Here is a 22158-nt window from a genome sequence, read left to right on the forward strand (position 1 = left end):
ACACGACCGTCTCCGATTGCGGCACCTGGTACATCGCACCCGGGTCATGACCCGATCGGGCGACCCATGACCACGGTCACGACTTCGTCCACATCGCGGGCGCGCGGGTCAGGTGTCCCGATCCTCGGCTGGATCCCACCTACCCTGCGGCGATGAGCAGTGTCCGTGGCGACGTCCGCGCCTCGTGCACGGTGACGGATCGCTGGCTCGATCTCGCGCTCCTGGTGGGTGCCCTGGCTGCGGCCCTGGACGCGGTGCGGATGGCCCGTACCGTCGGGGGTGCGCAGACCTGGGTCCAGATCGGCGTCGTGGCCACCGTCGTCGCTGTGGGGCTGGTGCGCCGCGCGGCACGGCGACGCGGCACCGCCGACGGCAGCGGACGTCGGGCCGTCGCCGCGTGCGACCTCGTCCTGACGATCCCCGCGATCGTCACCCTGCTCCTCCCCGATGCGCCGCTGTCGTTCCTCTACGTGCTAGTGATGTGCCTGGTGCTCGGTTTCGACGTGGGCGCCCTGCCCGGGATCGGGTACGCCGTGGCGGTCGCGGCTTGCTACCCGATCGCGACGCTGACCTACTACGCCGACGACACCTGGCGCACGGTGCTGCTCCCCACGCTCGGTCAGCTGATCCTGTGCCTTCCGGTCGTCGGCGTCGGCCTGCTGCTGCGCGCCTGGGAGCGCGACCGCGAGGCCGCCCTCGCCGACTCGACCGCGCTGGCTCGAGCGGCGGCCCGGCTCCGCTCGGCCTCGGCCGAGGAGCGCACCCTCGCCGTGGCCCGGGAGCGGTCCCGCTCGGCCGGCGGGCTGTACCGGAGCCTGGGCCGATCCCTCGCGGCCGTGGCCACCGACCTCGAGCAGGCCCAGCGGGACCGGGCCGGCGACCCGGACGCCGCTCGGGCCGGGCTGGCGCGGGCCGAGGCGGCCAACCGCGAGGCACTGGCCCAGATGCGGCTCTGGGTCCGCGCGCTGGACCCGCCGGGGGCCGAGGACCCCACGCAGCCGGGGTCCCTGGACGCCATCGCCAAGGCCTTCCGTGGCTCCGGGCTGGAGGTGCACGTAGAGCGCCTCGGCGCGGAGTCCGTGCCCGGCGACCCGGTCGCGCTGTTCGCCACGCGGTTCGTCCAGGAGGGGCTGACCAACGTCCTGCGGCACGCCGGCCCCGGCCGCGTCGACCTGGTCGTCGAGCAGCTTCACGACGCGGTCCGCCTCCGCCTGACCAACGACGTCCGGACGGCGGATCAGGCGGTCGACGCGCCCGCGGTGCAGCTGGGCGGGGGCTTGAGCGCCCTGCACGAGCACGCCGTCCTGCTCGGGGGGACCCTCACCACCGACAGCCGGCCTGACGCGTTCGTCGTGGAGGCCGTCCTCCCGACCGCCGGGCCGACCCAGACCACGCCGAGCGTGGACGCGCCGCCGGACCGCACGGAGAGCGCCACGGCACAGGCCGCGCCGTCTCCCGGGGAGCACGTCCCGCCAGGCCCCCGCCGGCTGCGCCGCGCCCAGGTCGAGCGGGCACTCGACGTCCTCGCGGTGATCGGGCTGCTGTTCAGCGTGCTCATCGTCCGCGCGGTCGCCCAGGACTACGGGACCCGGGAGGCGGCGCTGGCGGCCCCCCTCGTCCTCCTGTGCGTCCTGGCATGGTGCGGACGCCGCTGGTCGCGTCACGGAGCGCGGTGGTGGCCGCTCCTCCTCGCAGTGCCGGCGGGCGTGCTGGTCGTCTTCCCCACCGCGGGCGAGGCCGGAATCCTCTGGGCCTTGTTGGCCGCGACCGTGCTCGCGCTGGACCGGAGGCTGCGCGAGGCCGTCGTCTTCGCGATCCTGGTCGGCGTGGTCGGGACCGGCCTGGCCGCACTGGCCTGGCCCGATCGCTCCGGGACCCTCGTCGTGGCCGCGATTCTGCTGCTCGCGGCACTGTGCGGGCGGCTGCTTCGCTCGACCGAGCAGGCGGCCCTGGAGGCCGGGCGGCGCCGAGCCGAGCTGGAGCTGGCGCACCGGCGGCTCCAGCACACCCTGATCCAGGAGCGTGAGCTGGTGCTCCTGGAGGAGCGCGGCCGCTCCGCACGCCAGCTCCATGACGGCCTCGGGCACAGCCTCACCCTGGTCTCGATGGCGCTCCAGTTCGCTGAGCGCGCCGGCGCCACCGACCCGGACCGCGCGTGGGAGGAGGTCGCCCACGCCGCCGAGATCGCGCGAACCGCCCGCGACGACGTACGGCGTTGGTCGGCCGCCCTGGGACGCGACGAGCCCACCGAGAGCGAGGAGCCCGGCACCGACGTCGAGAGCATCGCGGCCTCGTTCCGGGCCGCGGGGCTGGGGGTCACCGTGCATCGCCAAGGTGTCCGCGCAGGCGCCGGGATCGGGGGCGACCACGATGCCAGACTGTTCACGACCCGCTTCGTCCAGGAGGGATTGACCAACGTGCTCAAGCACTCGGGTGCCACGCTCGCCGAGGTCCACATCCAGCGCAGTCCGCACCAGCTGCGGATCAGCATCGCCGACGACGGCGCCGGGGCACCGGCTACGGCGCAGGGCTTCGGGCTGCACAGCCTGCGTGCGCGAGCACAGGCGCTCGGTGGGCAGGTGACGTCGGGCTCCTCGGCCGCCGGCGGCTTCGAGCTCACTGCGACCCTGCCTCTGACACCGCTGTCGACGCCCGCCGGCTCGACGACCGCCGGCTCGACGCTCGCGGCGAGCCCGGCATGAGGGTGGTGCTGGTCGACGACCAGGAGCTGATCCGGCGCGGCATGCGCCTGCTGCTCGAGACCACCGACGGCGTCGAGGTGGTCGGCGAGGCCGCCGACGGTCAGGAGGGACTCGCCGTCGTCCGGCAGCTGAGCCCGGACGTGGTGCTCACCGACGCGCGGATGCCCGGGCTCGACGGCGTCGGGCTGATCACGGCCCTGCGCACGCAGAGCGATGCGCCCCCGGCGATCGTGCTGACGACGTTCGACGACGAGCACCTGGTCCGCAGCGCCCTCGACGCCGGTGCCGCCGGGTTCCTGCTCAAGGACGCCTCGCCCGAGGAGGTGGTCAACGCCATGCACGCGGTGATCGGCGGCGGCCTGGTGATCGACCCACGCGTCGCGCGGACGGCCATGATGGCCCCCGCTGGTCCCGACGAGTCCGGCAGCCCCGGCCCGGATGCGGACTCGCCGTTCGCCGTCCTCACCCGCGCCGAACGCGACGTCGCCGCGCTCGTTGCCACCGGCGCCACCAATGCCGAGATCGCCGCCTCGCTGGTGTTGGCCGAGGGCACGGTGAAGAACCACGTGTCGGCGTTGCTGCGCAAGCTCGACCAGCGCGATCGCACCGGCCTGGCACTGCTGCTCAGCCGCTACCTGGGCTGAGCCCGGATCCACGCTGAGCGATCTCAGCCCACGGCGGGGAAGACGCAGAACTCGTTGCCCTCCGGGTCGGCCAGGACGGTCCAGCGCGGCATCTCCCACAGCCGCGTGGCCCCGGCGGCGAGGAACTCCTCGACGTCGCCGCGCACATCCCAGTGCAGCCGGTTCTTCACGGTCTTCGGCTCGGGCACGGGGGTGAAGACCAGGCAGTCGAAGGGCATGCCCGGCACGCCTTCGACCCACCACCAGGGGTTCTCGTCGGTGTCGGCCTTCGCACCGAACCGGTCGGCCCACCACCGCGCGATCATCGCCGGGTCGGTGGAGTCGACGACCACCTCGTAGACGCGGTAGTCGGGCAGGTCGGCGCGGTCGCGCACGAAGGCGCACAGCTCGCCGCCGTCGGGATCGGCGAGCACCGTCCAGCCCGGGAGCCTCTCGAGCACCGTGCCGCCGGCGGCGACCAGGTCGTCGACGTCGGCGGTCCGTACGTCGAGGTGGACCCGGTGCTTGACGGTCTTCGGCTCGGGCACCGGACACAATGCGATGTCGGCGCCCGGCTCGCCGTCCAGGCCACCCAGGTCGCCCGGGTCGTCGGGCCCGTTGCCGGCGTCGAGCCGCAGCCCGGTCGCCCGCGCCCAGAACGACGCCATCGCCGCGAACCGGTCCGCCCGCTCCGGATCCGCCGCCCCGGGGTCGTGCACGTCCAGGCAGAGCTCCATCCAGGTCGCCGTCATCCCCCGACTGTGCCATGCGGCTCCCCCACCTGTCGCTGACCCGTCAGCTATAGCGGACGGGTCAGCGCGAATTCGACGCTGACCCGTCAGCCATAGCGGACGGGTCAGCGCAAAATGGGTGAGTCAGACGCGGCGGACGTCGACCAGGACCCGCTCGCCGTCGCCGACGGTCGCGGCGGCGGGGTCGGTGAGGTCCTCGGCGACGACCATCTCGTAGGAGGTGGCGAGGGTCTCGCCGGTGATCAGCGCCTCGTGGTCGCGGACGGCGTGGGCGACCGCCGGCCCGCCGCGCAGCACGAGCGCGATCCGGTCGGAGACGTCGAGGCCGGCGTCGCGGCGCGCCTGCTGCACCGCGCGGACCAGGTCGCGCGCCAGGCCCTCGGAGGCCAGGTCGGGCGTCACCGCGGTGTCGAGGACGACGAACCCGCCGCCGGGCAGGACGCCGGTGGCGGCGTCGGCGTCGGAGCTGCCGGCGACGGTCTCCAGGGTGTACTCGCCCTCGCGCAGCGCCAACCCACCTGCGGTGACCGTGCCATCCTCGGCCACCGACCAGTCGCCGGACTTCGAGCCCTTGATCGCCTGCTGGACGTCGCGGCCCAGCCGCGGCCCGGCGGCGCGGGCGTTGACCGTGAGCTTCTGCTCGACGCCGTAGGCGGCCGCCTCGTCGCTGTCGACGTCGAGCAGCCGGACCTCCTTGACGTTCACCTCGTCGGCGACGAGCGCGGCGAGCGGCTCGATCGCGGCCGGGTCGGCCACCACCACGGTGAGCCGCGCCAGCGGCAGCCGGTTGCGCAGGTGCGCGGCCTTACGCAGCGCCGAGGTGGCCGAGCAGATCTCGCGCACCTGGTCCATCGCCGCGACCAGGCCGGCGTCTGCGGGCAGCTCGTCGGCGAGCGGCCAGTCGGTCAGGTGCACCGACCGCTCGCCGGTCAGGCCCTTCCAGATCGCCTCGCTGGTCAGCGGCAGCAGCGGTGCGGTGGCCCGGCACACGATCTCGAGCACGGTGCCCAGGGTGTCGAAGGCCTGCGGCTCCTCGTCGAAGAACCGGTCCCGCGAGCGCCGGATGTACCAGTTGGTGAGCACGTCGAGGAACGACCGCGTGGCGTCGCACGCCTCGGCGACGGCGTAGTCGTCGAGCGCGGTGGTCATGTCCTCGACGTACGCGCGGGCCTTGGCCAGCAGGTAGCGGTCGAGCGGATCGGTCGACGTCGTCGAGGAGGACGCCTCGTAGCCGGCCGCGTTGGCATAGAGCTGGAAGAAGTACCAGCTGTTCCACAGCGGGATCAGCACCTGGCGCACCGAGTCGCGGATGCCCTGCTCGGTGACGATCAGGTTGCCGCCGCGCAGGATCGGGCTGGACATGAGGAACCAGCGCATGGCGTCGGCACCGTCGCGGTCGAAGACCTCGCGGACGTCGGGATAGTTGCGCAGCGACTTAGACATCTTGTTGCCGTCGGAGCCGAGCACGATGCCGTGGCTGATGCAGTTCTCGAAGGCGGGCCTGCCGAAGATCCCGGTGGCCAGGATGTGCAGGGTGTAGAACCAGCCGCGGGTCTGCCCGATGTACTCGACGATGAAGTCGGCCGGGAAGTGGTGCTCGAACCAGTTCTGGTTCTCGAAGGGGTAGTGCACCTGGGCGTAGCTCATCGACCCGGAGTCGAACCACACGTCGAGGACGTCGGGCACCCGCCGCATCGTGCTCCGCTCCCCCTCCGGGCGCGGGTCGTCGGGGTTGGGCCGGGTGAGCTCGTCGATGAAGGGCCGGTGCAGGTCGGGCTCGCCGGCGGCGTTGGTGGGCAGCCGGCCGAAGTCGCGCTCGAGCTCGGCGAAGGAGCCGTAGACGTCGACGCGCGGGTAGGCGGCGTCGTCGCTGATCCACACCGGCACCGGGCTCCCCCAGAACCGGTTGCGGGTGATCGACCAGTCGCGGGCGTTCTCCAGCCACTTGCCGAACTGGCCGTCCTTGATGTGCTCGGGCACCCAGTTGATCTGCTGGTTGGTCTTCAGCATCTGGTCCTTGAACGCCGTCACCTCGACGAACCAGGACGAGACCCCCTTGTAGATCAGGGGCTCCCGGCAGCGCCAGCAGTGCGGGTAGGAGTGGTCGTAGGTCTCGCGGCGCAGCAGCACCGTGCCCGGGGTCACCGAGCCGGCCGTCTCGCCACGGGTGGCGGCCTTGAGGTCGTCGATGATCTGCAGGTTGGCGTCGAAGACGAGCAGGCCGGCGTAGTCGTCGACCGGGTGGGTGAACTTCCCGTCCTTGCCCACCGGCATGACGGCCTCGATGCCCTCGCGGTCGGTGATCTCCTTGTCGACCTCACCGAACGCGCCGGCGGTGTGCACCAGCCCGACACCGTCGGTGGTGGTGACGGCGTCGTCGGCCGCCACGATCCGGAAGGCGTTCTCCCGGCCGAGGTAGTAGCCGAACGGCGGCACGTAGGTGCTCTCCACCAGGTCGGCGCCCTTGTGCCGCGAGAGGATCTTCGGCTCCTCGCCGAGCTCGCGGGCATAGGCCGGGAGCCGGGCCTCGGCGAGCAGGTAGCGCGCGGTCTCGTCGGTGCCCGGCACCGGCGCCTCGACGACGACGTAGTCGATGTCGGAGCCCACCATGATCGCCAGGTTGGACGGCAGGGTCCACGGCGTCGTCGTCCACACCAGCGCGAGGGCGCCCTCGGCGGGCCCACTGGTCAGGCGCAGGCCCACGGTGACGGCGGGGTCCTGGCGCATCTGATAGACGTCGTCGTCCATCCGCAGCTCGTGGTTCGACAGCGGGGTCTCGTCGTTCCAGCAGTAGGGCAGCACCCGGAAGCCCTCGTAGATCCAGCCCTTGTCGTAGAACTGCTTGAACGCCCAGATCACCGACTCCATGTAGTCGGGATTCATGGTGCGGTAGTCGTTCTCGAAGTCGACCCAGCGCGCCTGGCGCGTCACGTAGTCACGCCACTCGCCGGTGTACTTCATCACCGACTCGCGGCAGGCGTCGTTGAACTTCTCGATGCCGAGCTCGAGGATCTCGTCGGTGGTCTTGATCCCGTTCAGCCGCATGGCCTCGAGCTCTGCGGGCAGGCCGTGGGTGTCCCACCCGAACCGGCGCTCGACCCGGCGCCCGCGCATGGTCTGGAACCGCGGGATGAGGTCCTTGACGTAGCCGGTGAGCAGATGCCCGTAGTGCGGCAGACCGTTGGCGAACGGCGGGCCGTCGTAGAACACGAACTCGTTGTCGCCGTCGACGCCCGGGTCGCGCTGGTCGATGCTCGCCTGGAACGTGCCGTCGGCCTCCCAGAACTCCAGCACCCGCTCCTCGAGCGCGGGCCAGCTCGGGTTGGACGGAAGGGGGCTCGACGTGACGTCGTCGGAACCCTTCTTGGGGTACGGCATCGGGTGCTCCTGCGGTGCGTTCTCGGGCTGGCTGTGTGGATGCTGTGCCACGAGGACGACGGATGCCGCGGTACCACCTCGCTTGCCCGCCTCCTGCAGGGACGGACCGCTTCGTTGCGGCTGTGACGGGCCCACCCGTCCGGTTCTACTGGGACCCGCCTGGCTGGTGGGGCCGTTCTTCCGGAGACTCGCCGCTGATGACGGCTCGAACGTCGGTGCCTCCCAGGGTAGGGCGCGAGCAACGGCCAGGCCAATCGATTGCCCCGCCCGGATCGATCGGCGCCGGATGGGGAAGGGTGAGGGCACAGACCGTCGTCCCGACAAGGCCCGACAAGGATCGCCATGCACCTCGCCCCCTCCCTCCCCCCGCGCCGCCTCGCTCTGCTGGCTGCCGTCCCGCTGATGTTGGCCATGGGCGCATGCGGCGACGACGACACCGACGACACCGACGGCGCGAACGACTCCGCCGACTCGTCCTCGAGCGCACCGCAGGGGGACGGCACCGGATCGGACGCCAACGGCGCGGGCGGCGCCGAGGGCACCGACGACGAGGTCATCGAGACGGTGGCGGCCACGGCCGCCGGCGCCGTCGACGAGGGCATCGCCTTCGCCATCGAGCGCGAGGACGACGGCTGGGAGGTCGAGGTGGTCGGCCCGACCGGCCGTCGCAGCGACGTCGTGGTCAGCGTCGACGGGGCCGAGGTCGTCAGCGGCCCGACCGCGGAGAGCACCTCCACCGACGACCTGGCCGAGAACAACCGGCTGCGCGAGGCCGGCACGATCGACCTGGCCGCGGCACTGGCCGCGGCCCGTGCCGAGGTGCCGACGGGCCCGATCGACTCGATCGAGCTCGACGAGCTCGACCGCGCCCTGTGGGAGGTCGAGTTCGACTTCACCGCCCCGGCACGAGCCTTGAAGCTCGACGCCGTCACGGGCGAGGTCGTCGAGGTCGAGACCCGCGACTGACGCCCTTGTCACCGGCGACCACTATGCTCGCGGGAGTCCGGTCCACGACCAGGGATGGCAGCGGGTTGCCACCCGAAGGAGGAGCGCATGACGACGTCCCCCCGGCCGCAAGAGATCCTGAGGCGCCCGCCTGCGGCCACGATCTTCCTGGTCCTCGAGATCGACCAAGGTGGCGAGGACACCGTTCGCGACCTGCTCTCGGACGTGTCGAACCTGCTGCGCGCCACGGGGTTCCGCTCCCCGGTCGATGACCTCAACTGCATCGTCGGCATCGGCTCGCGCCTGTGGGACCGGATGTTCGATGCGCCCAAGCCGGCCAAGCTGCACCCGTTCAAGACGGTGGTCGGCGAGACGCACACCGCGCCGTCGACGCCGGGCGACCTGCTCTTCCACATCCGGGCTGAGCGTCTCGACCTGTGCTTCGAGCTCGCCCACCACTTCATGGAGCGCCTCAAGGGCGTGTCGCGAGTCGTCGACGAGGTCCACGGCTTCCGCTACTTCGACGAGCGCGACCTGCTCGGCTTCGTCGACGGCGCCGAGAACCCCACCGGCGTGGCTGCGGAGGCCTCGGTCTTCATCGGCGAGGAGGACGCCGAGCACCAGGGCGGCAGCTACGTGATCATCCAGAAGTACCTGCACGACCTCGCCGGCTGGAACGCGCTGACGGTGGAGAACCAGGAGGCCCGCGTCGGCCGCCACAAGCTCAGCGACGTCGAGATCCCCGACGACGAGAAGGCCTCCAACTCCCACGTCGTGCTGAACACGATCGTCGACGAGAACGGCGTGGAGCACGACATCGTGCGCGACAACATGCCCTTCGGCCGCGTCGGCAGCGCCGAGTTCGGCACGTTCTTCATCGGCTACGCCGCCGACGTCACCGTCACCGAGACCATGCTCGAGCGGATGTTCATCGGGGTGCCCCCGGGCAACCACGACGGACTGCTCGACTTCTCCACCGCGGTCACCGGGTGCCTGTTCTACGTCCCCACCGCGGACTTCCTCGACGATCCCCCACCGGGTCCCGCCGCGTCCGCCACGTCGGCTGCCGGTACGCAGGACCCTGCTGAGGACTCAGCCCCGTCATCCCCCTCCGAGGCCGCACCCGCGGCCGACTCGGACGGCTCACTCGGAATCGGAAGCATGCGAAAGGGCGACTCATGAGCAATCTCCATCGGAATCTGGCCCCAGTCACCGAGGCGGCGTGGGCCCAGATCGAGGACGAGGCGCGGCGCACCTTCAAGCGCAACATCGCCGGTCGCCGCGTCGTCGACGTCGCCGGCCCCGACGGCCCCGCGCTGTCCGCGGTCGGCACCGGTCACATCCACCCGCTCGACACCCACACCGAGGGTGTGCGCGTCATGGCCCGCCAGGTCCAGCCGCTCATCGAGCTCCGCGCGCCGTTCACCGTCACCCGCGCGGCCGTCGACGACGTCGAGCGCGGCGCGCAGGACTCCGACTGGCAGCCGGTCAAGGACGCCGCCAAGAAGATCGCCTTCGCCGAGGACCGAGCCATCGTCGACGGTCTCTCCTCTGCCGACATCGGCGGGATCGCGCCCGGCAGCTCCAACCCGGCGCTGACCCTGCCGGGCAACGCGGTCGAGATCACCGACACCGTGGCCAAGGCACTCAGCGCACTGCGGCTCGCCGGCGTCGACGGCCCGTACTCGCTGCTGCTGTCGGCCGAGGCCTACACCGAGGTCGCCGAGACCACCGACCACGGCTACCCGGTGCGCGAGCACGTCTCCCGCATGCTGGGCGACGGCGGCGAGGTGATCTGGGCCCCGGCCATCCAGGGCGGACTCCTCGTCTCGACCCGCGGCGGCGACTACGAGCTCCAGCTCGGCCAGGACCTCTCGATCGGCTACCTCTCCCACACCGACGACACCATCGAGCTCTACCTCCAGGAGAGCCTCACGTTCATGGCCTTCACCGCTGAGTCCAGCGTCGTGCTCAACGCACCGAGCACCGCGACGAAGTAGCAGCCGATGGCAGAGCCGTTGCGCGGCGAGCGGGCGGTGGTGCTCAACTACCTGGCCCACTTCCGCTCGACGTTCGAGGCGCTGTGCGAGGGGCTCGACGACGACCAGCTGGCCACCCGGTCGGTGCCGCCGTCGTCGATGTCCCTGCTCGGGCTGCTGCGTCATCTGGCGGCCGTGGAGTACTCCTGGTTCCGCCGCGTCATGGAGCGGCGGCTCGACCGCCCGAAGATGTGGGGCAAGGACGAGCACCGCGACGCCGACTTCGACGGCGCCGTGGCCGACCCCGACGTCGTCGCCGAGGCGTGGGCGGCCTGGCGCGCGGAGGTCGAGTTCGCCGAGCAGTGGGTCGACGCGGCGCCGTCCTTCGACGTCACGGGCGAGCTCGACACCCCCGACGGGCGCATCGACATCGAGCTGCGCGACGTCTTGGTGCACCTGGTGGAGGAGTACGCCCGGCACTGCGGCCACGCCGACCTCCTCCGCGAACGGATCGACGGCCGCACCGGCATCGGCTCCTGACGCCGACCGCCGCAGGTCCAGCGAGCGAGCGCGGCAACCCCCTCCCTGCCGACGTCCCGAGGAGGGCTTACGAGGTTTCGTCGGCGCGGACCGCGCTCGTCCCTCACGCGTCCCGCTTGCTCAACCTCCGAGGCCAGCCCACCCCGCCGGAGGTTGAGCAAGCGAGCGCCAGCGAGCGCTGACGAAACCCCGGCAACCGTCCCTGCCAACGCCCCCGACGACAACCGTCCGACGTCGTCGGCGCGCACGCCCGGCCTCTGGGCGCGCCGACGACCGAGGGGCAGCCCTCTTCTAGGGTTCAACCCATGAGCGAGTCCGCAGCCGGCTGGTCCCTGGTCACCCTCGACGCCGAGGGCGCCGTCCTCGACGCCTGGTTCCCGCACCCGGTGCTCGGCGCCCTGCCGGCCGAGCCGGGGCCGCTGGAGGGGATGGGCGGCACCGACGCCGTGCGCGGGGTGACCCGCGAGGTGCGCAAGGTCGAGATCGCCGACCTGGCCGCCGCGCCGACGTCGGCCGAGGACGTCTGGCTGCGGCTCCACCTGCTCTCGCACCGCCTCGTCCGACCGCACGGCTGCTCGATGGAGGGCGCCTTCGGCCTCCTCACGAACGTCGTGTGGACCTCGGCCGGACCGTGTGCCGTGGCCGGCTTCGAGCTCACCCGGGCCCGGCTGAAGGCCGCCGGCGAGCACGTGAGCGTGTACGGCATCGACAAGTTCCCGCGGATGACCGACTACGTCGTCCCCTCCGGCGTCCGGATCGCCGACGCCGACCGGGTCCGCCTCGGCGCCTACCTCGCCGAGGGCACCACGGTGATGCACGAGGGCTTCGTGAACTTCAACGCCGGCACCCTCGGCGCCTCCATGGTCGAGGGCCGGATCTCGGCCGGTGTCGTCGTGGGCGACGGCTCCGACATCGGCGGCGGCGCCTCGATCATGGGCACCCTCTCCGGTGGCGGTACGGCCGTCATCTCGATCGGCGAACGCTGCCTGCTCGGCGCGAACGCCGGGGTCGGCATCTCGTTGGGCGACGACTGCGTCGTCGAGGCGGGCTGCTACGTCACCGCGGGCACCAAGGTCACCGTCGTGGACGGCGCCGGCAAGCCGCAGGGCGTCGTCAAGGCGGCCGAGCTGTCCGGACGCGACAACGTGCTCTTCCGCCGCAACTCGGTCACCGGCACCGTCGAGGCCGTCCCGTGGAAGGGCGACGGCATCGCCCTGAACGACGCGCTCCACGCCAACTGACCCACGGCCGCACGCCCGTCGATCTCCCGGTTCGGGCGTGATCGCGCCGAGACGGACAACCACCTCTCCCCCACACTGGGCGCATGGCGGAGGGGGCGAGACGACGAGGCGTCCTGCCCGCGCTGGTCGGGATAGGCGCCCTGTTCGCGGTGACGGCGCTGAGCATCAACGCCCTGATCGACGGCGACCTGCCGTTCCTCGGCGGGCCCGAGGGCTGCACGGCCACCGTCGACGGTCGCAGCGTCGAGCTCAGCCTCGAACAGGCCGAGAACGCCTCGCTGATCGCCGCGATCTCGGTGCAGCGGGGGCTCCCCGCCCGGGCGGCGTCGATCGCGTTGGCCACCGCCTACCAGGAGTCCGACCTCCACAACATCGACTACGGCGACCGGGACTCGCTCGGGCTCTTCCAGCAGCGTCCGTCACAGGGCTGGGGCAGCCGGGCCCAGATCCTCGACCCGGTATACGCGACCAACGCCTTCTACGACGCCCTCGTCGGCATCGACGGCTACCGCGACCTCGAGATCACCGTCGCGGCCCAGACCGTGCAGCGCTCGGGCTATCCGGACGCCTACGCCGACCATGAGGGCGACGCGAGGGTGCTCGCCTCGGCACTGACCGGGCAGAGCAGGGCGTCCTTCGCCTGCCGCATCGACGGCGACGCCGAGAGGTCCTCGGCCGAGCTCAACGCTCGCGGTCTCACCGAGCGCGCCGACGTCGTGCGCGCCGACGTGCGCACGGTCTTCGGCGACATCCAGATGGGCGGCTTCGAGCCCGGCGGGGTGAGCAGCGGGCACATGGAGGGCTCGGCCCACTACGACGGCCGAGCCATCGACCTGTTCTTCCGCCCCGTGAACGAGGCGAACAAGACCCGGGGGTGGGCGTTGGCGCAGTACCTGGTCGCGCACGCCGCGCGCCTCCAGGTCCACACCGTGATCTTCGACGACCGGATCTGGGTGGCCGGCAAGGACGACTCCTGGCGCGACTACCGCGCGCCCACGAACGCCGACCCGCGCACCCAGGCCATCCTCGAGCACCGCGACCACGTGCACGTCGACGTCTTCGAGTGAGCCGTCCCGGTCACCGGTCTACCGGCGCCCACTCCAGGCGGTCCTCGACCCGCCGGATCAGCACGGGGCCGGTCGAGGCGAGGACGTCGTCGAGATCGTCGCACGGGCGCCAGTCCGCCGACGGACGACGGACCGCCGCGGCACCGTCGACCACCGACTGCAGTCGAGCACCCAGTACTGCCGGGTCACCGAGCTCGGCCCGGTAGGCGGCGATCAGCTCTCCCAGGTCCTCGAGGACCCCGGCGAGGGCCTCGGCGTTGTCGGCGAGCATGTTGCGGGTCCGTTCGGCGTTGCGGCCGGCCACGCGGGTGCCGTCGCCGAAGCTGCCCGCCGCGAGGTGGGCCGCGCTCGGCTCTCCGCCGCGACCGGTGAGCTCCAGGAGAGCGTTGGCGAGCACGTGGGGCGCATGGCTGACCAGGGCGACGGCGCGGTCGTGCTCGGCGGCGTCGAGCACCACGGCGGTGGCCGCGAACGCGTCCACGACGAACCGGACCACGTCGGCGACCGGGCCGTCGCCACGCACGACGGCCCAACGCACCCCGACCAGCAGGTCGGCGAAGGAGTGGGCGAAGCCGGACTGCTCGGTCCCGGCCATCGGATGCGCGCCGACGTAGCGGCCCGCCAGCCCGGCCGCGTCGGCGGCGCGCGCTGCGGCCACCTTCACACTGCCGACGTCGACGACGACCGCCCCCGGCGCCGCGAGGGCGCACTCGGCGAGGACGGCGGGCAGCGCGTCGAGCGGGGTCGCGACGACCACCAGGTCGCGGTCTGCTCCCACCTCGCCCAGCGACGCGGCGACGGCGAGGCCGGCCGCCGCGGCCCCGGCGCGCGTCTGCGGGTCGGGGTCGACGACCACGACGTCGAGTCCGGCGCCGTGCAGCCGCCGCGCGACCGAGCCACCGATCAGTCCGGCACCGACCACCGCGACCTTGGCGAAGGGGTGGCGCGAGCTCATCGCCCGGCCAGCTCGGCGAGCGGCGAGATCCGGCCGAGAGCACGAGCGGTGGCGCCCAGGTGAGCCCACTCGGCGCGCATCTCCTCGAAGTCCTCGGGCGTGAAGCTGCCGGCGAGGAAGAGCAGGAACACGAAGATGCCGGGTCGGGCAGGGACCGGCCGGGTCACCAGGTTGGTCATGTTGACGCCTCGGTCCTCCAGGACGCCGAGCAGTCGCCGGAGCAGGCCGGGGACGTTGGTCTCGGGGTCGAGGCTGACCAGCAGACCCTCGTCGCCCGACCCGCCGCCTCCGTGGGCCGGCAGGTCGCCGGCGGACACGAGCGCGAACTGGGTGTACGCGGCGGCGTTGTCCTCGATCGCCTCGGCGACGGTGTGCAGGTCGTAGAGGGTGCCGCAGATGCGGGCGCCGATCCCGATCTCGCCGGGTCCGAGGTCGCGGCAGGCCGCGGCGGTCGAGGACGCCTCTCGAGTGGCGAGTCCGCGCGACGCGATCCACTCGCGGCACTGGGCGAGCGCGTGCGGGTGGCTCACCGCGACGTGTGCCTCCACACCGGGGTCGCGGGAGAAGGCGTCGAAGGAGATCGGGAGCACCACGCTCTCGGCGATCGTGAGCTCGGGCCGGACCAGCAGGCCATCGAGGGTGGGGACCACGACCCCGTTGACGGAGTTGTCGATCGGGACCACCGCGTGCGTCGCCGTCCCGGCCACGACGGCCGCCAGGGCCTCCGCCGCCGACGCCGTCGGCGTCGCGCTGCCGGCCAGCGCCGGCCGCAGCACCGCGGCGGCCTGATGGGTGAAGGTGCCCGACGGCCCGAGGTAGACCAGGCTCACCCGGCTGCTCCGTCGAGCTCGAACGCGGCGAGCACCCGACTGGCGAAGCCCACCTCCGAGAGGGCCTCGCGCAGATCGCCCACGCGGTCGGTGCCGGTACGGAAGCCGAGGTAGAAGTCGTGACGTCCCGGACCGAGCGGGTCGCTGTGCAGGAAGTCGAGGTCGAGCCCGAGAGCGCTGAAGCGTTCGAGCGCCACCATGAGGGTGCCGGCCGCCTCGTGCTCGGGGCTCATCGACCACCAGACCACCCCCGATCCGGTGGGCGCCGGATTGCGGGTGACCAGGCCGTAGGTCAGCTCGGCCTGGTCGTCGAGGTAGCCCGGGACGTCGGTGGCGTCGTCGGGCACCTCGTCGACGTCGAGGACCGCCGAGCCGAGCCCACGGCCGATCGCCAACAGCTCCTCGGTGCCGGTGTCGTCGGGCAGCACACGGAAGGAGACACCCGCCCGGCCGAGGGCGCCGACGACGTCCGCGTAGGTCTGCTGGCGCAGCGCGACGCCGGCGATCTCGGCGCTGCCCTCGCCCAGCCGGCACCAGCGCCACGGCGCCGGGAGCCGGGCGACGCGTCCGATGTGCAGACCCACTGCCGAGGCGTTGAGGGCTCGCAGCAGGCGGACCGGCGGCGACGTCGGGTCGCCGATGCGGACCAGGCCCTCGACGTCGGAGGCCACCTCGAGGGTCGCCATCAGCTCCGGATAGCCCTGGAGCCCGACGAGGAAGTCGCTGCCATTCCACTCCAGAGCGCGACGGGCGCGCTCGACCAACGTGGGTGGATCGATGCTGGGGTGGGCGAGGGAACAGATCACGATGGGTCGAACTCCTGGGTCAGACGTTGTGCGGCGAGAGCGACGGCGTCGTCGGGGGCGGTGAGGGCGAAGCGGACATGGTCGGCACCGGCCTCGCCGTACTCGATGCCGGCCACGACGATCAGGCCGAGATCTGCGAGCCGTCCGACGGTGGCGAGGCCCGGTTCCCCGCGGGTCGCCCAGAGATAGAGCCCGGCCTCGCTGTGGTCGATGCGGAAGCCGGCCGCCTCCAGCGCCGGGCGCAGCACGTCGCGGCGCGCGGCGTACCGGGCGCGCTGTGCGGCGACGTGCGCGTCGTCGTCGAGTGCGGCGACGGCCGCGCCCTGCTGAGGGTTCGCGAGCCCGAGGCCGAGGTTGCGACGGATCGAGACGAGCTCTGCCACCACGTCGGCGTCGCCGGAGAGGAAGCCGATGCGATAGCCGGCGAGATTGGATCGCTTGCTCAGGGAGTGCATCGCGACCAGGCCCTCGTGGCTGCCGCCGCAGATGTCCGGATGCAGCACGCTGACCGGGGTCGCCTCCCAACCCAGGTCGAGGTAGCACTCGTCGGAGGCGAGGAGGACGTCGTGGCCGCGGCACCACTCGACGAGCTCGCGCAGCGCTTCGGGCGCCAGCACCCGGCCGGTCGGGTTCGACGGCGAGTTGACCCAGACCAGCCTCGGGACCTCGGGCAGCGCCTCCAGGTCGGCCACGGAGTCTGCGTAGGCGGTGGTGGCTCCGACCAGCGCGGCGCCGACGGCGTAGGTCGGGTAAGCCGGGGTCGGCTGCGCCACGACGTCACCGGCGCCGAGGCCGAGGTGGAGCGGCAAGGAGCCGATCAGCTCCTTGGTGCCGATCGTGGGCAGCACCTGCGACTCGTCGAGCCCGGTCACGCCATGGGCCCGCTCGAGCCAGCCGACCACGGCCTCACGAAGGGCCCGGCGGCCGACGGTGAGCGGGTAGCCGGGGGCATCGGCGTGCGCGGCCAGGGCGTCGCGGACGACGTCGGGCGTCGGGTCGGTCGGGGCTCCGATCGAGAGATCGACGACCGGCCCCGGGTAGCGCTCAGCCCGCTCGCGAACGGCGGCGAGCCCGGTCTGAACGGCGGCGGGGAGTCGCGCCGAGACCGCGTCCGGTCCTCGGGCCACTAGTGGGGGTGCCTCACTCGTCGTGCTCTTGCGGCTCCAACGCCGCGACGAACGGGTGGTCGTGGTCGATGACGCCCATCTTCGCGGCGCCACCCGGAGAGCCGATCTCGTCGAAGAAGCCCACGTTCGCGGTGTAGTACTCCTTCCACTCCTCCGGGGTGTCGTCCTCGTAGAAGATGGCCTCCACCGGGCAGACCGGCTCGCAGGCACCGCAGTCGACGCACTCGTCGGGCTGGATGTAGAGCATCCGCTTGCCCTCGTAGATGCAGTCGACCGGGCACTCGTCGACGCAGGCACGGTCCTTCAGGTCGACGCAGGGCTGCGCGATGACGTAGGTCATCAGTTCCTCCAAAATTGTGCAGGGGTGTGGTGCTGTGGTCCGAGGCGAACCGGACCTGGTGCCGGCCGGTGCGAGCGCACTTCTCAGCCTAGTATCCCGGGCGTGTCCGCCGATCACGAGCCCACCGCGCCGAATCCCGCCCACGGGCTCGGCCCGCACGTCGTCGGGTCGCGGATCGTCGTACGGCGGGTGCTGCGCGGCGAGACCGGACCGAGCGGCGGACCCGCGATGACCGACCTGCTCGGCATCTGCGAGGCCTGGGACGGCGAGGCCTGCGTCGTCCGGCCCGAGGGCGGTGCGCCCGTGCGGATCGCCCTGCGCGACATCGTCTCGGGCAAGCCGGTGCCGCCGCGCGCCTCGGTGCGAGACCGGGTTCCGGCGCGCGACGCGCAGGTCCACGGCTTCGCCCTCTTCCCCGACCTGGTCACCGAGCCGCTGGGCGCCTGGATCCTGCGCGACTCCGCGACGGCCACCGCCCGGCGAGCCAACTCGGTGCTCGCGTTCGGACCCTCGGGCCTCGACGACGAGGCGGCCGTGGCGGCGGTCCGCGCTCACTACGAGCGGCCAGTGGCGGCGGTCCGAGCCGGGTCGGAGGAGGAGACGCTGTTCACCGCCCGCGGCTGGGTGCCCGAGTCGACCGACGCCGACACCCTCTTCCAGGTGACCGGCGTCGCGCAGCTCTCGCGGGCCCTGCGCCGAGTGGGTGCCGACGAGGCCGACCTCGTCGTGGAGGACCGCGCACGAGCGGGATCCGCCACGGCGACGGCCCGACTCGACCAGCGGGCATCCGGGGTGGCCGGGTACGCCGACGACTGGCTCGGATTCCGTTCGATCCAGGTCGAGCCGACCCATCGACGTCGCGGGCACGGCCTGGCGGTGATGTCCGCGCTCACCACGTGGGGCGCGGAGCAGGGCGCCCTCACCGCCTACCTCCAGGTCCTCGCCGACAACGCACCCGCGCTGGCGCTCTACGAACGACTGGGCTTTCGCACCCACCATCGCTATCGCTACCTGACCCCGCCGGCCTGAGACCCGCACGCACACGTGCGCACACGTCGTTGCGCATCGACCGTTGCGCATTGGTCGTTGCGCATTGGTCATCGCGCAAACCGACGTGCGGATCTCGCGGCCGAGCCGTAGCATCGTCGCGTCCGGGCGAGGCGTGACGACCCTCGTGACATGCCGGGGCCGTGCGTCCGACGTCACCGACGAGAGGCCGGCCCCACCAGTGCGTGGGCCCCGGCGAAGGTGTGGTGGCACCGCGACCTGACCCCCGCCCACACCTCCAGGGTTTCCCTACTGGAGGTGAATCGGATGGCATTGCAACGCACACACTGTTCTGACCTGACCCACGTCGTCCCCGGCGAGCCGGTGCGACTTCAAGGCTGGGTCCACCGGCGCCGCGAGCTGGCAGCGCTGATCTTCCTCGTCGTGCGCGACCGGACCGGGCTGGCGCAGGTCGTCGTCCGCGAGGGCGACCCCGCCTGGGGCGCGGTGCCGCCCGAGGAGACGCCGATCGAGGTGAGCGGCACCGCCACCGCGAACGCCCAGGCGCCTGGCGGCATCGAACTCACCGCAGCCACGGTCGTCGCGCTCGGCGAGCCCGCGGACACGCCACCGGTGGAGCTGTGGCGTCCCGGCCTGAACGCGGCGCTCCCGACGCTGCTGGACCACGCAGCCACCACATGGCGCCATCCGCTCCAGCGCGCCCGGTGGGAGCTCGCCGCGGCAAGCCTGCACGGCTTCCGCGCCACGCTCGACGCGGGCGGCTTCACCGAGGTGCACTCCCCCAAGCTCGTCGAGTCGGCCACCGAGTCCGGCGCGAACGTGTTCGAGGTCGACTACTTCGGCCGGCCCGCCTACCTCGCGCAGAGCCCGCAGTTCTACAAGCAGGTGCTGGTCGGCGTCTTCGAGCGGGTCTACGAGGTGGGCCCGGTGTTCCGTGCCGAGCCGCACGACACGGTGCGCCATCTGGCGCAGTACGTCTCCCTCGACGTCGAGCTGGGCTTCATCGAGTCGCACCGCGAGGTGATCGCCTGCCTGCGCGACGTCGTCGCCGGCATGGTCGCGGCGGTGCACGAGCGCGCGGCGTCCGCCGTCGAACGGCTCGGCATCACGGTGCCGGCGGTGCCGGAGGAGATCCCGGTGCTGCACTTCCGCGACGCGCTGCGGCTCGTCGGCGCTCCTGACGACGAGCCCGACCTGGCGCCTGCGCACGAACGCGCGCTGGGAGCGTGGGCGATGGAGACCCACGGCTCGGACTTCGTGGTGGTCGAGGGCTACCCGACGGCGTCCAGGGCGTTCTACAGCCACCCCGACCCGGAGGACCCCCACTGGTCGCGCTCGTTCGACCTGATCTTCCGCGGGACCGAGCTGGTCAGCGGCGCCCAGCGTCTGCACCGCTACGCCGACTACGTCCGCGTGCTGGAGCAGCGTGGCTACGACTACGCCCCGTTCGCCTCCTACGTGGAGTCCTTCCGACGCGGCATCCCGCCGCACGGCGGCTTCGCGATCGGCCTGGAGCGCTGGGTCTCCCGCCTGGTGGAGGCGCCCAACATCCGCGAGGTCACCCTCTTTCCCCGCGACCTGCACCGCCTGGCGCCCTGACGGCGCCACCACGTGCCGGCCTGAGGGCCTGCCGACCCGGGGTCCTCACCACTTGGGGGGCGTGTTGACGTGCAACGAGACCGCGTCGCCGTCGCGCGCCTCCCAACGGTGGGGGCTGTCACTGGAGTGCCACAGGGCATCTCCGCTCTCCAGTTCGTAGGTCTCGTCCCCCACGATGTAGGTGACGCGGCCCGAGACGACGAAGATCAGCTCCTCACCCTCGTGCGAGAAGGCCTCGAACCGGCCACCGCCCGCCTCGGTGCGGTACAGGGTGGCCTGCAGCGCTGTGCCGGAACGGGGGATCAGCGTCTCGGCTCGGGCACGGAGGGCGCCTGTCGCCTCCGCCTCTAGGGCGGGCCCTTCGCCGCCGCGCACCATGAGTGGCTGCGGTCCCGCGTCGCGCTGGAGGAGGTCGACGATCTCGGCGTCCCAGAACGCGGCGATGCGACGCAGGGTGTCGACGGTGACTCCGGTGTGACCTCGCTCCAGCCGGCTCAGGAAGGACTCGGTGAGGCTGGTCCCCCGAGCGACATCGGCCAGGGACTGCCCGTGCGACTTCCGAAGGCGCCGGATCCGGCGGCCCAGCTCCAGTGCATCCCGATCAGGCATGCTGCACGCTATCCCGAAAATTGAGTGTCATACAAATTCTTTGCCTTCAGCGCATTGACCCTGACTCAACCAATTTGCATAGTGTTCAACGTGACACCACGTTTCCACACACAGACGGCGCTGGTGACCGGAGCGGCCTCCGGCATCGGGCGGGCCGTCGCCCAGCGACTGGCCGACGAGGGGGCCAGGGTCTGGGTCCTCGACCGCGATGGCCAGCAGGCACTCCGCGCCGCAGCGGAGATCCGCGCCTCGGGTGGGAACGCCGAGGGCCGTGCCCTCGACGTCACCGACGCAGAGGCCTTCACCGCCACGGTGGAGCGAGTCCTGGAGTCCGACGACCGCGTCGACGTCTTGGTGAACAACGCCGGGATCACCCTCGCCGCGCCGGTGTGGCAGACCGACTCGGCCGACTGGGCGCAGGTCCTCGCGGTCAACCTGACCGGCGTGTTCCACGGCATCCGTGCCGTGTTCCCGACCATGATCGCGGCCGGCCGCGGCGCGATCGTCAACACCTCCTCCGATGCCGGGCTGGTGGGTTGGCCGGGCCAAGCCGCCTACTGCGCGAGCAAGAGCGGCGTGATCGGGCTGACGCGGTCCGCGGCGATGGATGGGGCCCCCCACGGGATCCGGGTGAACGCCGTGTGTCCGGCGTTCACCCGGACACCCCTGGTGGAGGACTGGGTCCGAGCGCAGTCCGACCCGGACGCCGCCCGGCGAGAGGTGGCCGCCGAGCAGCCGCTGGGGCGCATGGGCGAGCCTTCGGAGATCGCCGCCGCGATCGCCTTCCTGGCCTCCGCAGAGGCCGACTTCGTGACCGGGGTCGCGATGCCCGTCGACGGCGGGGTGACCGCACGATGAGCCTCACGCCGGACGCCGCCGCGGCACCGCGCGGATCCCGGCTCGCCGGACGGGTCGCGATCGTCACCGGCGCCGCCCAAGGAATAGGCGCCGCCGTCGTCGACCTGTTCCTCGACGAGGGCGCCCGCGTCGTCTGCGTCGACCACAACCCCGAGTCCCTCGCGGCGAGGTGGGGCGCGGCCGACGCCGCACACTGCCTCAGCGTCACCGCCGACGTCTCCGACGAGGACGCGGTGGCCCGGAGCGTCGCGGCGACGGTGGAGGTGTTCGGCGGCGTGGACGTCGTCGTGAACGTCGCCGGGATCGCCGGGCCGCAGACCCCTGCCGGAGACACACCGGTCGAGGAGTGGGACCGCACCCAGGAGGTCAACCTTCGCGGCACCTTCTTGATGGTCAAGCACTGCCTGCCGTCGCTGGTCGCGCGCCGCGGCGCGGTGGTCAACATCGCCTCCGCGCTGGCTCTGGTGGGCTGGCCCGACGAGAGCGCCTACGGCCCCTCGAAGGCGGGCGTAGTGCAGTTCACCAAGTCCGTCGCCCTCGACTATGCGCCCCACGTTCGGTCCAACTGCGTGTGCCCCGGCGCGGTGCGCACGCCCATGATCACCTCGGTCCTCGAGGGGACGCCCGACCTCGAACGTGCCCTGGCCGAGTACGGCAGCATCCACCCCCTGGGCGGTCGGCTCGCCGAGCCGCACCAGATCGCCGACGCCGTCCTCTTCCTCGCCAGCGACGACGCCTCCTTCGTGACCGGCATCGCCCTGCCCGTCGACGGCGGCTTCACCGCCACCTAGCCCGCACC

20 protein-coding genes are annotated in these 22158 nt (G+C 72.2%); 12 read left to right on the forward strand and 8 right to left on the reverse strand.

The genetic code is table 11. The features are described from left to right. Positions 1-152: 152 nt before the first annotated feature. The gene (locus WMR31_RS16060) at positions 153-2702 is read left to right on the forward strand and encodes a sensor histidine kinase (RefSeq protein ID WP_340539880.1); all 2550 of its coding nucleotides are present in this window, start codon (positions 153-155) and stop codon (positions 2700-2702) included. Beyond that, positions 2699-3346, forward strand: a complete 648-nt coding sequence (locus WMR31_RS16065; protein ID WP_340539881.1) for a response regulator — start codon at positions 2699-2701, stop codon at positions 3344-3346. Before WMR31_RS16060 ends, WMR31_RS16065 begins: the two co-directional genes overlap by 4 nt. A gap of 23 nt (positions 3347-3369) precedes the next feature. Here the strand turns inward: WMR31_RS16065 and WMR31_RS16070 are convergent, their stop codons facing one another. Together WMR31_RS16070 and ileS are read right to left on the reverse strand one after the other, a co-directional pair. Beyond that, positions 3370-4077, reverse strand: a complete 708-nt coding sequence (locus WMR31_RS16070; protein ID WP_340539882.1) for a VOC family protein — start codon at positions 4075-4077, stop codon at positions 3370-3372. Between the two features lie 123 nt (positions 4078-4200). Then, positions 4201-7455, reverse strand: a complete 3255-nt coding sequence (ileS, locus tag WMR31_RS16075; RefSeq protein WP_340539883.1) for an isoleucine--tRNA ligase — start codon at positions 7453-7455, stop codon at positions 4201-4203. 342 nt (positions 7456-7797) lie between these two features. Here ileS and WMR31_RS16080 point away from each other — a divergent pair, with 342 nt between their 5' ends. From WMR31_RS16080 to WMR31_RS16105, 6 genes are all read left to right on the forward strand, one after another. After that, the gene (locus WMR31_RS16080) at positions 7798-8421 is read left to right on the forward strand and encodes a PepSY domain-containing protein (RefSeq protein WP_340539884.1); all 624 of its coding nucleotides are present in this window, start codon (positions 7798-7800) and stop codon (positions 8419-8421) included. Between the two features lie 87 nt (positions 8422-8508). Continuing rightward, a complete protein-coding gene (locus WMR31_RS16085) occupies positions 8509-9582 on the forward strand; it encodes a Dyp-type peroxidase (protein ID WP_340539885.1) in 1074 nt (357 codons plus the stop codon). Further along, positions 9579-10400 carry a family 1 encapsulin nanocompartment shell protein gene (locus WMR31_RS16090; protein ID WP_340539886.1) on the forward strand — a complete coding sequence of 274 codons (822 nt, stop codon included), beginning with the start codon at positions 9579-9581 and terminating at the stop codon, positions 10398-10400. The genes WMR31_RS16085 and WMR31_RS16090 overlap by 4 nt, the downstream gene beginning before the upstream one ends. 6 nt (positions 10401-10406) lie before the next feature. Further along, positions 10407-10919, forward strand: a complete 513-nt coding sequence (locus WMR31_RS16095) for a DinB family protein (protein WP_340539887.1) — start codon at positions 10407-10409, stop codon at positions 10917-10919. 305 nt (positions 10920-11224) lie between these two features. After that, entirely contained in the window at positions 11225-12160 is a 936-nt protein-coding gene (gene dapD / locus WMR31_RS16100; protein ID WP_340539888.1) for a 2,3,4,5-tetrahydropyridine-2,6-dicarboxylate N-succinyltransferase, read from the forward strand. Positions 12161-12243: 83 nt separating this feature from the next. Beyond that, entirely contained in the window at positions 12244-13227 is a 984-nt protein-coding gene (locus tag WMR31_RS16105) for a VldE C-terminal domain-containing protein (protein ID WP_340539889.1), read from the forward strand. Positions 13228-13237: 10 nt separating this feature from the next. Here WMR31_RS16105 and WMR31_RS16110 read toward each other — a convergent pair whose 3' ends face one another. The 5 genes from WMR31_RS16110 to fdxA are packed head-to-tail and all read right to left on the reverse strand — an operon-like array spanning position 13238 to position 17285. Continuing rightward, positions 13238-14182 carry a prephenate dehydrogenase gene (locus tag WMR31_RS16110; RefSeq protein ID WP_340539890.1) on the reverse strand — a complete coding sequence of 315 codons (945 nt, stop codon included), beginning with the start codon at positions 14180-14182 and terminating at the stop codon, positions 13238-13240. After that, the gene (locus WMR31_RS16115) at positions 14179-15012 is read right to left on the reverse strand and encodes a prephenate dehydratase (RefSeq protein WP_340539891.1); all 834 of its coding nucleotides are present in this window, start codon (positions 15010-15012) and stop codon (positions 14179-14181) included. The genes WMR31_RS16110 and WMR31_RS16115 overlap by 4 nt, the downstream gene beginning before the upstream one ends. Continuing rightward, positions 15009-15818 (reverse strand): hypothetical protein, encoded by an 810-nt coding sequence (locus tag WMR31_RS16120; RefSeq protein WP_340539892.1) that lies wholly within the window; start codon positions 15816-15818, stop codon positions 15009-15011. Before WMR31_RS16120 ends, WMR31_RS16115 begins: the two co-directional genes overlap by 4 nt. After that, the gene (dapC, locus tag WMR31_RS16125) at positions 15815-16945 is read right to left on the reverse strand and encodes a succinyldiaminopimelate transaminase (protein ID WP_340539893.1); all 1131 of its coding nucleotides are present in this window, start codon (positions 16943-16945) and stop codon (positions 15815-15817) included. Before dapC ends, WMR31_RS16120 begins: the two co-directional genes overlap by 4 nt. Positions 16946-16958: 13 nt before the next feature. After that, positions 16959-17285, reverse strand: coding sequence for a ferredoxin (gene fdxA / locus WMR31_RS16130; RefSeq protein ID WP_340539894.1), 327 nt, complete (start codon positions 17283-17285; stop codon positions 16959-16961). Between the two features lie 102 nt (positions 17286-17387). Between fdxA and WMR31_RS16135 the strand changes: the two genes are divergently transcribed. Both WMR31_RS16135 and aspS read left to right on the forward strand, forming a co-directional pair. Next, entirely contained in the window at positions 17388-18314 is a 927-nt protein-coding gene (locus WMR31_RS16135) for a GNAT family N-acetyltransferase (protein WP_340539895.1), read from the forward strand. A gap of 285 nt (positions 18315-18599) precedes the next feature. Then, positions 18600-19892 carry an aspartate--tRNA(Asn) ligase gene (gene aspS / locus WMR31_RS16140; RefSeq protein ID WP_340539896.1) on the forward strand — a complete coding sequence of 431 codons (1293 nt, stop codon included), beginning with the start codon at positions 18600-18602 and terminating at the stop codon, positions 19890-19892. A gap of 45 nt (positions 19893-19937) precedes the next feature. Here aspS and WMR31_RS16145 read toward each other — a convergent pair whose 3' ends face one another. Continuing rightward, complete coding sequence (locus WMR31_RS16145) at positions 19938-20501, reverse strand: helix-turn-helix domain-containing protein (protein WP_340539897.1); 564 nt, start codon at positions 20499-20501, stop codon at positions 19938-19940. A gap of 90 nt (positions 20502-20591) precedes the next feature. On the opposite strand from WMR31_RS16145, the gene WMR31_RS16150 reads away from it, so the two are divergent. Beyond that, positions 20592-21359: an SDR family NAD(P)-dependent oxidoreductase gene (locus tag WMR31_RS16150; RefSeq protein ID WP_340539898.1), complete on the forward strand. Its 768-nt coding sequence runs from the start codon at positions 20592-20594 to the stop codon at positions 21357-21359. Then, complete coding sequence (locus tag WMR31_RS16155) at positions 21356-22150, forward strand: SDR family NAD(P)-dependent oxidoreductase (RefSeq protein ID WP_340539899.1); 795 nt, start codon at positions 21356-21358, stop codon at positions 22148-22150. The genes WMR31_RS16150 and WMR31_RS16155 overlap by 4 nt, the downstream gene beginning before the upstream one ends. Positions 22151-22158: the final 8 nt, after the last annotated feature.

This window comes from Nocardioides epinepheli (assembly GCF_037936805.1).
Classification (GTDB): Bacteria; Actinomycetota; Actinomycetes; order Propionibacteriales; family Nocardioidaceae; genus Nocardioides.